Here is a 14,608-nt window from a genome sequence, read left to right on the forward strand (position 1 = left end):
CATGAGTCAGCAAAACGAAAAGGGCGGGGTGGGCCGGTCGATCCGCCACGACAGCGCCCATCTTCATGTCACGGGCAAGGCCGCCTACGTCGACGACATTCCAGAATTGCGCGGAACGCTCTATGCGGCGGTGGGCCAGAGCGCTCGGGCCCACGCGCGCGTCAAGTCCATCGATCTGTCGGCCGTGCTGTCGGCACCCGGCGTGGTCGCGGTGATGACGGCGAAGGACATCCCGGGCAAGAACGACTGCGGGCCGATGGTCGACGATGAACCGATCCTGGCTGACGGCCTCGTGCAGTGCGTGGGGCAGGCGCTCTTCTGCGTGGCGGCGGAGTCGATCGATCAGGCCCGGCGCGCGCTGCGTCTCGCAGTGGTCGAGTACGAGGACCTGGAGCCGGTGTTCACCGTGAAGGAGGCCATGGCCGCGCAATCCTTTGTGCTGCCCACCCAGCACCTGCGCCGCGGGGACGCCAAGCCCGCCATCGCCAAGGCCCCGCATCGGCTGCGTGGCTCCATTCGCATGGGTGGCCAGGAGCAGTTTTACCTCGAAGGGCACATCGCCTACGCAGTTCCCCGCGACGACGGCGGCATGCACATCTACACCTCGACGCAGCATCCCACCGAGACGCAGATGCACGTCGCGCACGCCTTGCACATCGCCGAGAAGGACGTGGTGGCCGAATGCCGCCGCATGGGCGGCGGCTTTGGCGGCAAGGAGAGCGGGTCGGTCCTGTTTGCCTGCAATGCCGCCTTGCTGGCGCAGAAGACGGGCCGTCCAGTCAAGCTGCGCGTGGACCGGGACGACGACATGGTGATGACCGGCAAGCGGCACGACTTCGAGACCTCGTTCGAGGTCGGGTTCGATCACGAAGGCCGCATTCATGGCATCGAGATGGACGTGGCGGGACGCTGCGGCTACTCCGCCGACCTGTCGGCAGGGGTGAACGACCGCGCCGCGCTGACGAGCGACAACACCTATTTCCTGGAGAACGTGGCGATCCACTCCTATCGGTGCAAGACCAACACCGTGTCCGCCACTGCATTTCGCGGCTTTGGCGGTCCGCAAGGGGCGTTGGGCATCGAACAGGTCATCGACGAGATCGCGTTCCATCTGGGCAAGGACCCGCTGGAAGTGCGCAAGGCCAACCTGTACGGCACCGACGAGCGCAACGTCACGCACTACGGACAGGTCCTGAAGGACAACGTCATCGCCGACCTCATCGCGACGCTGGAAGACAGTTCGGACTACGCCGCGCGGCGGCGCCGGGTCCGGGCGTTCAACGCGGCGAGCCGTCATCTCAAGAAGGGCATTGCGCTGACCCCCCTGAAGTACGGCGTCTCCTTCACCGCGCCGCACCTGAACCAGGCGGGCGCCCTGCTGCACGTCTACACCGACGGCAGCGTGATGCTCAATCACGGTGGAACGGAGATGGGCCAGGGGCTGTTCACCAAGGTGGCGCAGGTGGTCTCCGAGGAACTCGGGATCGATTTCGACCGCATCCGCATCACGGCCTCGGACACCAGCAAGGTTCCCAATACGTCGGCCACGGCCGCATCGTCGGGCAGCGACCTGAACGGCAAGGCCGCGCAGGCTGCGGCACGCCAGATTCGCGACCGGCTTGCCGACCTGGCGACCAGGCACTTCGAAGTCTCGAAGGACCTGGTGCGCTTCGTCCGGAACGAAGTCCGGGCCGGGGAGCACTCGATCGCCTTCGGGGAACTGGCAAAGCTCGCCCACTTCAACCAGATCTCCCTGTCCTCCACCGGCTACTACCGCACGCCGGCGCTCGATTGGGACAAGAAGACCCTGACCGGCACGCGACCCTTCTACTACTTCGTGTACGGCGCGGCTGTTTCGGAAGTGATCGTCGACACCCTGACAGGCGAGAGCCGGCTGCTGCGCACGGACATCCTGCACGACGTCGGTCGTTCGCTGAACCCGGCGATCGATCGCGGGCAGATCGAAGGCGCGTTCACGCAGGGCATGGGCTGGCTCACGATGGAGGAACTCTGCTGGGATGCCCAGGGACGGCTGACGACTCACGCCCCATCGACCTACAAGATTCCGGTCGCGAGCGACATGCCGAGGGAATTTCGCGTCGACCTCTATGAATCGCCCGGCAATGCGGAGGATTCGATCTACCGCTCGAAGGCCGTCGGCGAACCGCCAGTGCTGCACGGGATCTCGGTCTTCCATGCACTGAGGGACGCCATCGCGAGTGTCGGGGACTACCGGCTGAGCCCGCATCTCGACGCCCCCGCGACCGCCGAGCGCATTTTGTTCAGTGTGATCGATCTGCAGCGGCGTGCCGCGGCAGCGGGCACGCCGCAAGAGGAACCCGTCCTTCGACGGGCGTGCAACTGAAGAAGTTCATCAATGAATTCGCCAACCGGAATTCGCCGATTGGCCTTGCAACGGCAACCTGAGGAAGAACGACCATGAAATCCCTGCGCAGACTCACTCTCCTTGCACTTGCGTCGCTTGCCTGCTGGCCGCACGCCCATGCACAGCAGACCGCCCCACTGGAGGTGGCATTCCTTTACGACAACCCCATCGGCGACGTCGGCTGGGTTCGCCAGCATGAAATGGGACGGCTGGCCATCGAGCAGGCCCTGGGCGCCAAGGTCAAGACCAAGTATGTCCAGGTGCCGACCGGGGCCGATTCCGAGCGCGTGATGCGTTCGCTGGCACAGAGCGGCACCAAGCTCATCTATGGCGTGTCGTTCGGCTACATGAACCCGATGGCCAAGGTCGCCGCGCAGTTCCCCGGCACCACGTTCATGAACGCCCAGGGCTTCATGACCAGCAAGAACATGGGCGTCTACTCGGCGCGGGTCTACGAGGGCTTCTACATGAACGGCGTGATCGCCGGCAAGATGAGCAAGACCGGAACGGTCGGCTACATCGCGTCGATGCCCGTGCCGGAAGTGGTGCAGGGCGTGAACGCATTCATTCTGGGCATGCGAAGCGTGAACCCCAAGGCCACGGTCAAGATCGTCTGGCTCAACACCTGGTACGACCCGGGCCGCGAGCGCGAGGCCGCCAATGCGCTGCTGTCCGATGGCGCGGATGTCCTGACTTCCGTGCTGTCTTCGCCGGTCGCCGTCCAGGTGGCCGAAGAACGCGGCGCCTACGCGGTCGCCTGGCAAAGCGACATGACGAAGTACGGCCCGCGCGCGCAACTGAGCTACGCGCTTCTGGACTGGTCGAACCCCTATACCCGGATCACCCGGGCCGTGGCCGATGGAAGCTGGAAGGCGTCCAGCGATTGGCTCGGCGTGCGCGAAGGCGTCATCCGGATGGGCGGCCTGAATGCAGCCCTGCCGGACGAGGTCAAGCAACTGGTGACCCGTATCGAGTCCGACATGAAGAATGGCAGCTTCAAGCCGTTCACCGGCCCCATCGTCGACCAGGACGGCAAGCAGCGCGTAGCGGCAGGCGTTTCGATGAGCGACGACGAATTGCGCAAGATCGACTGGCTCGCAGCCGGCATCCAAGGTCGCATTCCGGCCAACTGACGCGGGCCATCATCCCAGCGCGCGCAACCAGCCACCACCATGTCCCTGCCCGACAAGATCGATCGGCCGACCCCGCCGCCGCGCCTGGAACTGCGCGGCCTGACCAAGGCCTACCCCTCCATCATCGCCAACGACCAGGTCGACATGGTGGTGCAGCCCGGCGAGATCCATGCGGTGCTCGGCGAGAACGGCGCCGGAAAGAGCACGCTGATGAAGAGCATCTGCGGCGTCGTCAAGCCGGATGCGGGACACATCCTGTGGGACGGCCAGCGCGTCAACGTCGCCAGCCCGGCGCACGCGCGCGCGCTGGGCATCGGCATGGTGTTCCAGCACTTCTCGCTGTTCGAGACCCTGACCGTGACCGAGAACGCGGCGCTGGGACTGCCAGGCAAGCCGGATCTGGGCGACCTCGCTCGCCGCATCGAAGCGGTGTCGCAGCGCTACGGCCTCGCGGTCGAGCCGCAGCGCCTGGTGCATTCGCTGTCGGTCGGCGAACGCCAGCGGGTGGAGATCATCCGCTGCATGCTGCAGAACCCGCGCCTGCTGATCATGGACGAGCCGACCTCGGTCCTCACGCCCCAGGCGGTCGACAAGCTCTTCGACACCCTGCGCCAATTGGCGGACGGCGGATGCAGCATCCTCTACATCAGCCACAAGCTGCACGAGATCAAAGCGCTGTGCCACACGGCGACCATCCTGCGCGGCGGCCGCGTCGCGGGTCATTGCGATCCGCGCCGCGAGACCGAGACGACGATGGCCAGGCTCATGGTCGGCCAGGAGGTCGTCGGCTGCCGGCCGGGAGCGAAGGCTGCGAGCGGCCCGGACGTGTTGGTGGTGCGGCAGCTCACGCACCGGACGGACGATCCGTTCGGAACCGATCTCGAGGACCTGTGCTTCACCGTGCGCGGTGGAGAGATCGTCGGCATCGCCGGCGTCTCCGGCAACGGACAGCAGGAGCTGCTGAGCCTGCTGTCCGGAGAGTCGTCGAGCAGTTCCTCGGCGGCGATCCAGATTCTCGGGACACCGGCCGGCCGCCTCGGTCCCGCGGCGAGGCGGCGCCTCGGCCTGGGCTACGTCCCCGAGGAACGGCTCGGCCGCGGTGCGGTGCCCGGCATGTCCTTGCTCGAGAACGCGTTGCTCACGGCCCATGGAACGGGACTGACGCAGCGCGGGCTCATCGACGCGCCGGCGCTTGACGCCTTCGCGCAGCGGTGCATCGCGGACTTCAACGTCAAGTGCCGCGGGGCGCAGGCGCCGGCGGACAGCCTTTCCGGGGGCAATCTGCAGAAGTTCATCGTCGGCCGTGAGATCCTGCAGAGTCCGAAGCTGCTGGTCGTTGCCCAGCCGACCTGGGGCGTCGACGTGCAGGCGTGCGCCTTCATTCGCCGCCACCTGATCGAACTGCGCGACGCGGGTGTCGCTGTGCTCGTGGTCTCGGATGACCTGGACGAACTGTTCGAGATCTGCGATGGCCTGTTGGTCATCGCCGAAGGCCGCCTGTCGCCCGTCAAGCGACGGGAGGACACGAACGTCGAAGAAGTGGGCCTGTGGATGAGCGGACTGTGGCCCGGTTCGCAGGCTTTGGCCCACCAACCCCGAATCTCGCAGGAGCGTCAGCATGTGGCTCAGACTTGAAACCCGGCCGGAACCCTCGGCCGCCATGCGCTATGCCTCGCCGTTGATCGCGCTGGTGCTCACGGCCGCGGTCGGGACCGCGCTGTTCATCTTCCTCGGGCGCAATCCCCTGCAGGCATTCGAAGCCTTGTTCGTCCTGCCGGTCAGCACCGTGGCGGGTCTGGGCGAACTGGCGCTCAAGGCATCGCCGCTGATGCTCATTGCCATGGGGCTGACAGTGGGCTTCAGGGCGAGCGTCTGGAACATCGGTGCCGAAGGCCAGTTGGTGGCAGGCGCCATCGCGGGCGGGGGACTGGCGGTGCATTTTCACGGCGTCCAGGGTGGCTGGCTGCTGCCGTCGATGATGCTCGCGGGCGCCTTGGGCGGCGCCCTGTGGGCCGCGGTTCCGGCGTGGCTGCGCACGCGCTTCAACGCGAACGAGATCCTGACGAGCCTGATGCTGACCTATGTGGCGCAGCTTGCCTTGAGCTACCTGGTCTACGGGCCGTGGCGCGATCCCGATGGCTTCAATTTCCCGCAGACCCGGATGTTCGACGGCAGCGCGCTGTTCTCCATCCTGATCGATGGCACGCGCATGAACAGCAGCCTTTTCGTCGCGCTGGCGGCGGTGGCGCTGGGATGGTTCTTCCTGGGCAGAAGCCTTCTTGGCTACCAGATGCGCGTGGCCGGACTGTCAGGTGCGGCCGCCTCGTATGCCGGCATCAGTGCCCGGAAGACCGTGTGGGTCGGCATGCTCGCCGGAGGCATCGCGGCGGGTCTCGCGGGTGTGGGCGAGGTGGCCGGGCCCATCGGACAACTGCTGCCCGTGGTGTCGCCGGGCTATGGCTTCGCCGCCATCATCGTGGCTTTCGTCGGGCGCCTGCATCCGGTCGGCATCGTTCTCGCCAGCCTGCTGATGGCGTTGCTCTACCTCGGCGGGGAAGCCGCTCAGCTCAACCTGAACATGCCGGCGGCGATCACCGGGCTCTTCCAGGGCATTCTCCTGTTCATTCTTCTGGGGACCGATGTGCTCGTCAACTATCGGATCCGCGTGGTGCGCCGTGGCGCACGCAAGAGCGCGGGCAGGCAAGGAGTGTTCGCATGATCGATGCCATGCTGCCCATCGTCATCGCCACCATCGGCGCCGGGACCGCCATCGCCTTCGCGGCGCTGGGTGAAGTCGTCACCGAAAAGTCGGGTGTCCTCAATCTTGGCGTCGAAGGAATGATGCTCGTCGGCGCCATCGCTGCTTTCGCCGCCGCGGCCGGCAGCGGAAGTCTATGGACTGGTGTCGCGGCAGGCATGCTGGCCGGTGCCGCGATGGCGTTGCTGTTCGCCTTTCTCACGTTGACACTGATGGCCAATCAGGTCGCCTGCGGTCTGGCGCTGTCGATCTTCGGCGTGGGCCTGAGCGCCTACGCCGGCCAGGCCTACCTGAACATCGTTCTTCCGACGCAACCCGTGTTGCCGCTTCCGGGACTGTCCGCACTGCCGGTTCTCGGACCGATGCTGTTCGCGCACCAACCCCTGGTCTACGCCTCCTGGGGCCTGCTTGGCGCGGTGTGGTGGTTCCTGGCTCGCAGCCGGGCCGGCCTCAGGCTTCGTTCCGTCGGTGAGTCGCCTCAATCGGCGCACGCGCTGGGCCTGCCCGTGACGCCGATTCGTTATCTGGCCACCCTGTTCGGTGGTGCGATGGCCGGTGTCGGCGGCGCGTTCCTCGCCGTCATGTATACGCCGATGTGGGTCGAGGGCATGACGGCGGGGCGGGGCTGGATTGCGCTCGCCCTCGTCGTCTTCGGCACCTGGCGCCCCGGGCGCATCATGCTCGGCGCCTATCTGTTCGGTGGCATCACCGTCGCCCAGTTGTTCGCCCAGAGTCGTGGGATCGCCGTGCCTTCGCAATTGCTGTCGATGCTGCCTTATCTCGCCACCGTGGTGGTGCTGGTGATCATCTCCAGCAACCCGCTGCGGATCAGATTGAACACGCCCGCCTCGCTCGGGCAGCCGTTTCGCGCGGCGTCGTAGCGCCCCCGACCTCGGCGCGCCCTACCCGGCGGAGCGCGCTTTGCGTTCCGCCCGCTCGCGCAGCAGGTCGTAGATCGGCGGGACCCCGAGCAGGTTCATCACGACCATGGCGCCGAAACAGGCCGCCAGCATCGGCAGCAGCAAGCTGACGCCGCCGGTCATCTCGACGGCGAGGCAGATGCCCGTCAGCGGCGCACGGACGACGGCGGTGAAGAAGGCGGCCAGGCCGACCACGGCGTAAGCGGTCGGAGAGGCGCCGCCCGGAAGCCACAGTGCGCAGAGCCGGCCGAACACCAGGCCGATCTGCGCGCCCAGGACCAGCATCGGCGCGAACAGGCCGCCAGGCGTGCCGGCCGCATAGGACAGCGGGCCGAGCGCGAAACGGATGGCGAAGACCAGGGCGATGGTGGACAGGGTTCCGGCGTCGAGCAGTGTCTGCTGCGTGAGCGAGTCGCCGCCTCCGACCCACTGAGGCGCCAGCCACCCCAAGAGGCCGACGCCGCCGCCGATCAACGCCGCCCGCGCCTCGACCGGAATCCCGACAGCCCGATCGGCGATCGCCAGCGTGCCCATGACGGCGCGGGTGTAGGCAGCGGCCGCGAGCGCGGCAAGGACGCCGAGCAGCACATGGACCGGCACTGTCGCGAAGCCCGGGAAGGGTTGCGGCGGCACGGAGAAGTCCGGATCCACCCCCACGAACACACGTGCCACCGCGATCGCGCCGGCCGAGGCGCCCAGTGCTGCCGCTGCCGTGCGGGTGTCGAAACGCCGCAGCAGCTCCTCCAGCACGAACACGGCGCCGGCGATCGGGGCGTTGAAGGCGGTGGCCAGTCCGGCGCCCGCGCCCGCGGCGAACAGGACTCGGGCGTCCAGCTGGCCGCGCCGGAACAAGCGGCCCATCAGATCGGCGATCGAGTGACCCATCTGCACGCTGGGCCCTTCGCGGCCGAGGGCCAGTCCGGACCCGATGGCAAGCACGCCGCCGACGAACTTCACGAAGGCGGTACGCACGGGCCGGCCCGGGTCGCCGCCGTCGAGCGCCGCCTCGACCTCGGGGATGCCGCTGCCCGCCGCGTTCGGGGAAATCCTGCTCACCAGGGCTGCGGCCGCGGCAGTGGCTGCAGCGGCGCCGGCAACGACCAGCAGCAGGCCCAGGAACCCCTCCCGATGGGCCCACGCGATGAACTCGCCTCGCAGGCCATCGGCCAGTTCGAGCAGGAGCCGGAAAGCGGCGCAGACAAGCCCCGTGAGGCATCCCACGAGCAGCGACAGAAGCGCAAGGACCAGCGTGCCGGCCCGGCTGTCGTCCTGATCGAGATCTCGCGGCATCGGGGCGTGTTCTCTTTTAGACGTCGGACTTTAGTACGCAGCGGTCGCCTTGTGCTGCAACTTCAGCAGGTCGATTGCCAGATCCAATGCGTCACCGCCCGTCGGTAGGCGGCTTGACCGCGCCGGGATCGCAGGACTAGCATCGTTTCCCCTCATTCAGGGGGACAAGAGCAAGACCAAACAGGAGACATCAGATGAATCGACTGATCTTGGGGGTGCTTCCTTGCGTGCTCGCTGCCTGCAGCACGCCATCCGCTGTGACGACGGCTCCGACGCCAGCCCCGGCTTCGACGGCACAAGCTCCGGTCCCGGCGCTGTCGTACGAGGTCATTCTCACCAAGCTCGAGAGCCCGTGGGACATGGCGTTTCTTCCTGACGGCACCATGTTCTTCACCGAGAAGTGCCACGGTCTTTCGGTGCGGCAGCCTGGTGGCGCCGTGGTCAAGCTGGTCGGAATGAAGGATGTCAAGGGCTACTCTGCGAACGCGAACGATCTGTTCTGCGAAGGGCAGGCAGGCATGATGGGTGTCGCCGTCGATCCGAACTTCGCCAGCAACCGATTCATCTACGTCTATTCGACGTCGAGCATGACCGCCCCGGGCACCAATCGCGTGATGCGGCTCAAGGTCAACGACAACGCGACCGGCGTGACTTCGCGGGTCGACATCGTCACCGACATTCCCTACAAGCCTCGTGCCAGCGACCACCCGTTCGGTGGCCCCGGCGCACACAACGGAGGGCGACTCCGCTTCAGCCCTGGCGATGGCTACCTGTACGTGACCACCGGCGATACGCACAACGGCGAGGTACCTCAAAGCCCGACCCGCATCGGCGGCAAGGTGCTGCGCATCGACCGCGACGGCAAGGCCGCTCCGGGCAACGGGGCGCCGGCAGGCTTCGATCCCCGGATCTACACCTACGGCCATCGCAACCCCCAAGGCATCACTTTCAGGCCGGGCACCAACCAGCCGTACGTCGCCGAGAACGGACCTTGGCACACCGACGAAGTGACGGCGCTGGTGGCTGGCGGCAACAGCGGATGGGACCCGCGCCCCAACATCGGAGGCCGTTCGGCCTGCCCGGACAACTACTGCGGCTACAGCCCCAACCAGATGGGTGCCGTGGATCCGAAGATCCGGTCGGGGTTCATGCCGATGACGGACACCAAGACCTACCCGAACGCGATGAAGCCGGCCTGGACCAACGACGGCCTGTCGCAGGGGCTGTTCGCCGGCACCTTCCTGACCGGCTCGCGCTGGAAGTCGTGGGATGGCCGGATGATCATCGGCTTCGCCGGCATCGGGATCCACGGCACGCCGGTAGGCAATCGGCTCGACGTGCTCAACATCAAGGCCGACGGCTTGTCCGCCACCCGCACCACGGTGAACTTGCCCATGCCCGCCGCGCGCTTCCGTTCGCTGGTGCAAGGGCCTGACGGCAACCTCTACGTGGCGACCGACGAGGGCGCGATCTCGCGCCTCACGCCGAGCTGATGCCCGTGGGGACCTGCCGGCCCCCACGCCTTCGAGCAACACAAGACATGAGGCACAGCGTCGTTCCATCCATCGTGGGCTTGCTGTTGGCGAGCGGTGCAGCGTTCGCCGACGATGAGATGTACAAGACCAAGAACTGTTTCGCCTGCCACAGGATCGACAAGAATTACCACGGCCCCTCGTTCCAGAGCGTGGCGGCCAGGTACGCCGGCGACAAGGGTTCCGACCTGAAGCTGGCACAGAAGATCCGCGAGGGAAGCGGCGGGGTCTGGGGTCAGACGCCGATGCCGCCGCAGGCCCAGGTGACGGAAGCCGAGGCGCTGACGCTCGCGCGCTGGATTCTGGATCTCAAGTGATCCGGTCCTCGCAGCGACAATGCGCCCATGACTCAAGGCAAGCGCATTTCGGCAGACATCGGCGGCGACGCCTTGCATTCCATACGTGAACTGGGGGCAGCGGCAAGGCTGGCGCGGACGACGGCCGGGGAGGGCCAGGCCGCCGCGGCCGCGCGCCTGGGCGTGCATGTCCAGACCATCGGCCGCATCGAAGCGGGTGAGCCCGGCGTGGCCATCGGGCACGTGCTGGGCCTGCTCGCGCTCTACGGCATCGGCGTCGGGCTGCAGCAGCCCGAAGGCCGCTGAGCCATGGACCGGCTGCCGGCGAAGCCCGCCACCATTGCCCTTCACACCCTCGCGAACGGCGTGACGCTGCTCGCCATCCCGATGCCCCAGGTGCAGAGCGCCAGTGTGGGCGTGTTCCTGCGCGTCGGCTCCCGCGACGAAACGCCGGCCACGAACGGCATCGGCCATGTGCTGGAGCACATGGCGTTCAAGGGCACCACCACCCGCTCCGTGCAGGCCATCAACCTGGATGCCGAGCGGCTGGGCGCGGACGTCAACGCGTTCACCGGCAAGGACAGCACCGGCTACTTCATGACCGGCCTGGGCCGGCACGCGGAACAGCTGCTGCGCATGACGGCCGACATCGTCCTGAACAGCACATTTCCCGACACTGAACTGCAGCGCGAGCTGGAAGTGATTCGCCAGGAGGCCATCGAGTACGAGGAAGATCCGGAGGATGGCTCCAGCGAACTGCTCGACCGCGCCATCTGGGGCGACGACCCGATGGGCATGCCGGTGATCGGCACCGTCGGGAACATCGAGGGCTTCACCCGGCACGACCTGGTGCGCCACGTGCGCTCCCACTACGTCGCGCAAAAGACCGTCGTCGCTGCGGCCGGGAACTTCGACGTCGACGCCTGGATGGCGCTCGCCGGGGAACTCTTTGCAGCGATGCCCCGGTCGGCCGAGCCAGACTTGCCGCCCCCGCCGGCGCCCGCGAAGTACGTCGGTCAAGCCATGGCCCGCCGCTTCACGCAGGTGTCGCAGGTGTTCCTGAACATCGCCTACCCGCTGGCGCCCCCACGCCGGGAAGAGATGTCGCAGCAGCGCTGGCGCCTCGCGGCGACGCTGGCGGCCAACCTGTTCGGAGGCGGGATGTCGGCGCCCCTGGTCGACAGGGTCCGGGAGCAGCTCGGCCTGGCCTACACGGCCCATGCCACGATGGACAGCGGAGACCTCTGGGCCAACTTCGTGGTGCATGCGGTCACGACCCCGGACCAGCTCGAGGCGCTGGTCACGGAGACGGGCGGCCTGCTGCGTGCGCAGGCCACGGCCATCGATCCGGTGCACCTGGAGCGGGCCAAGAACCAGCTGACCGTGTCGCGCGTGCGCGCCGGAGAGCGGACCTACGCCACCATGGAGCAAGCCGTCGAAGAGCTCTTCGCCAGCGCAACCGTGACGCCGATGGCTGAAGCGATGGCCATGATCGACGACATCCGCGCCGAAGAAGTGAGGGTGGTCTTCGAACGGATGCTGGCCAATCCCCCGGCGCTGGCGATCACCGGCAAGGGGGCCAGCGCGCGAAGCGCGCGGCAGTTGGCGGATCGCCTGGTTGCCGGCGTCCGCTAGCGGATGCGTCAGGACGCGTGCGCGCTCAGGAAGCTGATGACCTGCTGCTGGGCAGCATCGCAGTCGGCGTGGGTATAGAGCGCCAGGTGGGTGCCTTCTTCGAGCTTGAGCAAGCTGGCCCCCGGGATCGTCTCGGCCGCGAAGTAGCTCTGCTCGGGCGGCAGGTCCGAATCGACGGTGCCCTGGACGATCAGGGTGGGCGCCGTGATCCGCTCGAGTTCGAGCGACTCGATCCGGCCGAACTGTTCGAGGTCGTTGTGGTAGCCGTCCCGCCGGTCCGGGCCCTGCTCGGCGGTCGGGCCGAGGTCGAGAATGAACCGGCGTCGGGTGTCGTCGGCGAAGACCGCATCGACCTGCGCCGCCAACTGCGCCTCGGTCAGATTGCCTTCGCTGCCGAGGGCGCCGGCGATGTACTGCCTGGGCTGGTGGGCCGCCAGCACCCGCATGAGCCAGCGCCCGGCCGAGGTCGTGAACATCAAGCGCGTGACGGCGCTCTTGCTCGCGTCGTGGTAGGCCTGGCTGACGGCGGCGAAGGCGACCAGCGACATGAGCTTGCCGGGATGCCTCACGGCCAGCCGGTAGCCCGCGGGCCCTCCGCCGGACCAGGTGTAGACCGCGGTCCTCGCGATGCCGAGCTGGTCCAGCAGGGCGGCGAGCAGGTCGGCTTGCTGGTCGATGGTGAGCCGGCCGCCGAGCGGGGTGCGCAGGTAGCCGGGCCGCGAGACGAGGATCGCCTTGAACTGCCCCTTCGGAAGGAAGCGGGCCATCAGTTCGGCCGCGTCGATGCCGCCCGGACTGCCATGGATCACCAGCACCGGAATGCCCTCGCCGACCACGGCGTACTCGATCGGGCCGAGCGGCGTCCGGGCGATGGAGGTGGTGAATGCGGTGGTCATGTCGATCTCCTGATGAGCTTGGAGATTCTGCACGGCCGCCGCACAGGTCGCGCGGGGTGGATCTCGCGCTTGACTACGGGCCCTCGCTTTCCCAATCCTTCCCGAAGGGGTAGCGGGCCGCCCAGTGGTCCAGCAGCCGGGGCTCGGTGTCGACGCGGCGGACCACCTCCGCCATGCGCGGCGCCTCCCGGTAGAAGCGCAGCCGGCGGGGCTGCCACCGGGACACCACGGTGACGTAGAGGTCCAGCACGCTCAGCCGGTCACCCAGCAGGTAGCGGGGGCCGCGCGGCATCTGCGCGTCCATGTCCCGCCAGCACTGCGCGATGCGTTCGGTTGTCCGCTCCAGGACCGTCGCTTCCGCCTCCGGGCTGGAGGCCAGGCGAGAGGGCTCGTCACGGACCCAGTAGAGCGAGTAGATCGCAGCCGAGACGAAGCTCATCCAGCGGAGAAACTGGGCGCGGGTCGGATCGTCGATGTGCGGCGCCAGACCCGCCGCGGGGTAGCGGTCGGCGAGCCAGACCAGGATGGCGGCGCTCTCGGTCATGATCTCGCCGGAAGGAAGAACCAGCACCGGGACCTGGCGCATCGGGTTCACGGCGCTCAGGCGCCCGCGTTCATGTTCTCCCTGCCAGGGTGCAACGTCCACGACCTTGACCGGCAGGTCCATCAGCGTGAGCGCCGCATGCACCGGAGTGGCGCCGGAGCCGGGGGCACCGTAGAGGACGAAGGGGGCGGTGGCCATGGCGTACCTCCGGATGATGTGAAGCTTGAGCGATATCTATCGCCAGCCCGGCCCCTGAGGTGTAGGCCGGGGCCGCTTCCCGCGCAGTTTCAGGCCCGCTGACGCAACGCGCAGGCGTTCGAAAAGCCACACCGTGGCCCAGGCGTAGAGCGCCACGCCGACGAACAGGCCGACTCGGATCGCCGAAGCGGTGTAGACGTCCTTGCCGTTCGCGCTGTCCTCGATGGCGGGTCCCAGGAGGATCAGCATGGTCACGAGCGCATGGCTCCAGAAGGAAGGCGCAAACGACGTCGCCTTGACTCCGAACAGTCGCGCGCCAGCCCACAGCGCGGCGGCCGCCATCCACAGCATCAGCATCCACAGGTTCGGGCGCAGTGTCAGTCCGAACCAGAGCAGCGCCGCCATCGCCGCTCCCATGAACGTGGATCCCACCAGTTCCCGCCCAGCCGTGCGGGCGTCCGCCGAGCTCGCCTGCTGACCCAGCGTCACCGTCTTGATGATGGCCGCGAGGTAGAAGCCCGGATTGCCCAGGGCCAGCACGAACACGGGCAAGACGACCAGCGTGGCGCGCAAGGCGGCCCAGTTCGCTTCTGCGGGCGCGGCGCGGCCCGGCGCCGATTGCGTCGGGACGGCCACCGGCGCGTCCGGAAAGAGAGCGTGCGAGATTCCGCCCACGAAGACGCCGGTGCCGAGTCCCACCGCCAGAGCGACGGCGAGGACCGACGCCAGGGCCTGGTCAGCCACGCCCGCCACCGGGATGACGGTGAAGGCAATCACCAGGATGATCGTCAGCGGATTCGCGCTGCGCGCTCCGGCGAAGAACACGGCATACAGCAATACCCCGGTGAGCAGCACCCCTGTGGCGGCATAGTTCTCGAGGATCGGCACCATCAGGACCCCCGTCAGCAGCAAAGCGCCGATGACGAGCGCCAGCACCGAGCCCTTGACGAAGGGGATCGGTGGCCCGGGCTTGCACAGCAGCAGCACCGTCATCACGCAGACCACGAAGGGCGCCGGCAG

13 protein-coding genes are annotated in these 14,608 nt (G+C 67.5%); 9 read left to right on the forward strand and 4 right to left on the reverse strand.

Annotation, left to right across the window (positions count from 1 at the left end; translation table 11 throughout):
* The first annotated feature begins 1 nt into the window (after position 1).
* From xdhB to QTI45_RS34980, 5 genes are all read left to right on the forward strand, one after another.
* Entirely contained in the window at positions 2 to 2,365 is a 2,364-nt protein-coding gene (gene xdhB, locus QTI45_RS34960) for a xanthine dehydrogenase molybdopterin binding subunit (RefSeq protein ID WP_286657625.1), read from the forward strand.
* A gap of 164 nt (positions 2,366 to 2,529) precedes the next feature.
* Positions 2,530 to 3,519, forward strand: coding sequence for a BMP family ABC transporter substrate-binding protein (locus QTI45_RS34965; protein ID WP_286657626.1), 990 nt, complete (start codon positions 2,530 to 2,532; stop codon positions 3,517 to 3,519).
* Positions 3,520 to 3,558: 39 nt separating this feature from the next.
* A complete protein-coding gene (locus QTI45_RS34970; protein ID WP_286657627.1) occupies positions 3,559 to 5,154 on the forward strand; it encodes an ABC transporter ATP-binding protein in 1,596 nt (531 codons plus the stop codon).
* A complete protein-coding gene (locus QTI45_RS34975) occupies positions 5,138 to 6,238 on the forward strand; it encodes an ABC transporter permease (RefSeq protein ID WP_286657628.1) in 1,101 nt (366 codons plus the stop codon). Before QTI45_RS34970 ends, QTI45_RS34975 begins: the two co-directional genes overlap by 17 nt.
* Complete coding sequence (locus QTI45_RS34980; RefSeq protein ID WP_286657637.1) at positions 6,238 to 7,158, forward strand: ABC transporter permease; 921 nt, start codon at positions 6,238 to 6,240, stop codon at positions 7,156 to 7,158. Before QTI45_RS34975 ends, QTI45_RS34980 begins: the two co-directional genes overlap by 1 nt.
* A gap of 21 nt (positions 7,159 to 7,179) precedes the next feature.
* Here the strand turns inward: QTI45_RS34980 and QTI45_RS34985 are convergent, their stop codons facing one another.
* Complete coding sequence (locus tag QTI45_RS34985) at positions 7,180 to 8,487, reverse strand: ClC family H(+)/Cl(-) exchange transporter (protein WP_286657629.1); 1,308 nt, start codon at positions 8,485 to 8,487, stop codon at positions 7,180 to 7,182.
* A 194-nt stretch (positions 8,488 to 8,681) separates the two neighbouring features.
* Here QTI45_RS34985 and QTI45_RS34990 point away from each other — a divergent pair, with 194 nt between their 5' ends.
* Genes QTI45_RS34990 through QTI45_RS35005 form a run of 4 tightly spaced genes read left to right on the forward strand, consistent with a single transcriptional unit; the run spans position 8,682 to position 11,950 of the window.
* Positions 8,682 to 9,980 carry a PQQ-dependent sugar dehydrogenase gene (locus QTI45_RS34990; RefSeq protein WP_286657630.1) on the forward strand — a complete coding sequence of 433 codons (1,299 nt, stop codon included), beginning with the start codon at positions 8,682 to 8,684 and terminating at the stop codon, positions 9,978 to 9,980.
* A 47-nt stretch (positions 9,981 to 10,027) separates the two neighbouring features.
* Positions 10,028 to 10,336, forward strand: a complete 309-nt coding sequence (locus QTI45_RS34995) for a c-type cytochrome (RefSeq protein WP_286657631.1) — start codon at positions 10,028 to 10,030, stop codon at positions 10,334 to 10,336.
* A gap of 27 nt (positions 10,337 to 10,363) precedes the next feature.
* On the forward strand, positions 10,364 to 10,621 hold the full coding sequence (locus QTI45_RS35000; RefSeq protein WP_286657632.1) for a helix-turn-helix domain-containing protein: 258 nt from the start codon (positions 10,364 to 10,366) through the stop codon (positions 10,619 to 10,621).
* Positions 10,622 to 10,624: 3 nt separating this feature from the next.
* Positions 10,625 to 11,950: a M16 family metallopeptidase gene (locus tag QTI45_RS35005; protein ID WP_286657633.1), complete on the forward strand. Its 1,326-nt coding sequence runs from the start codon at positions 10,625 to 10,627 to the stop codon at positions 11,948 to 11,950.
* A gap of 8 nt (positions 11,951 to 11,958) precedes the next feature.
* Here QTI45_RS35005 and QTI45_RS35010 read toward each other — a convergent pair whose 3' ends face one another.
* The 3 genes from QTI45_RS35010 to QTI45_RS35020 form a co-directional block, all read right to left on the reverse strand.
* Positions 11,959 to 12,846 carry an alpha/beta fold hydrolase gene (locus QTI45_RS35010; RefSeq protein ID WP_286657634.1) on the reverse strand — a complete coding sequence of 296 codons (888 nt, stop codon included), beginning with the start codon at positions 12,844 to 12,846 and terminating at the stop codon, positions 11,959 to 11,961.
* Positions 12,847 to 12,919: 73 nt separating this feature from the next.
* On the reverse strand, positions 12,920 to 13,588 hold the full coding sequence (locus QTI45_RS35015; protein WP_286657635.1) for a glutathione S-transferase family protein: 669 nt from the start codon (positions 13,586 to 13,588) through the stop codon (positions 12,920 to 12,922).
* 36 nt (positions 13,589 to 13,624) lie between these two features.
* Positions 13,625 to 14,608, reverse strand: a 984-nt coding sequence (locus QTI45_RS35020; RefSeq protein ID WP_286657636.1) for a hypothetical protein, incomplete at its 5' end; no start/stop codon positions are given.

The sequence above is a fragment of the Variovorax saccharolyticus genome, assembly GCF_030316765.1.
Classification (GTDB): domain Bacteria; phylum Pseudomonadota; class Gammaproteobacteria; order Burkholderiales; family Burkholderiaceae_C; genus Variovorax; species Variovorax saccharolyticus.

Coding starts and splice junctions, on each gene's coding strand:
- xdhB (WP_286657625.1), top strand. CDS start 2: ATGAGTCAGCAAAACGAAAAGGGCGGGGTGGGCCGGTCGATCCGCCAC.
- QTI45_RS34970 (WP_286657627.1), top strand. CDS start 3,559: ATGTCCCTGCCCGACAAGATCGATCGGCCGACCCCGCCGCCGCGCCTG.
- QTI45_RS34975 (WP_286657628.1), top strand. CDS start 5,138: ATGTGGCTCAGACTTGAAACCCGGCCGGAACCCTCGGCCGCCATGCGC.
- QTI45_RS34985 (WP_286657629.1), bottom strand. CDS start 8,487: ATGCCGCGAGATCTCGATCAGGACGACAGCCGGGCCGGCACGCTGGTC.
- QTI45_RS34990 (WP_286657630.1), top strand. CDS start 8,682: ATGAATCGACTGATCTTGGGGGTGCTTCCTTGCGTGCTCGCTGCCTGC.
- QTI45_RS34995 (WP_286657631.1), top strand. CDS start 10,028: ATGAGGCACAGCGTCGTTCCATCCATCGTGGGCTTGCTGTTGGCGAGC.
- QTI45_RS35000 (WP_286657632.1), top strand. CDS start 10,364: ATGACTCAAGGCAAGCGCATTTCGGCAGACATCGGCGGCGACGCCTTG.
- QTI45_RS35005 (WP_286657633.1), top strand. CDS start 10,625: ATGGACCGGCTGCCGGCGAAGCCCGCCACCATTGCCCTTCACACCCTC.
- QTI45_RS35010 (WP_286657634.1), bottom strand. CDS start 12,846: ATGACCACCGCATTCACCACCTCCATCGCCCGGACGCCGCTCGGCCCG.
- QTI45_RS35015 (WP_286657635.1), bottom strand. CDS start 13,588: ATGGCCACCGCCCCCTTCGTCCTCTACGGTGCCCCCGGCTCCGGCGCC.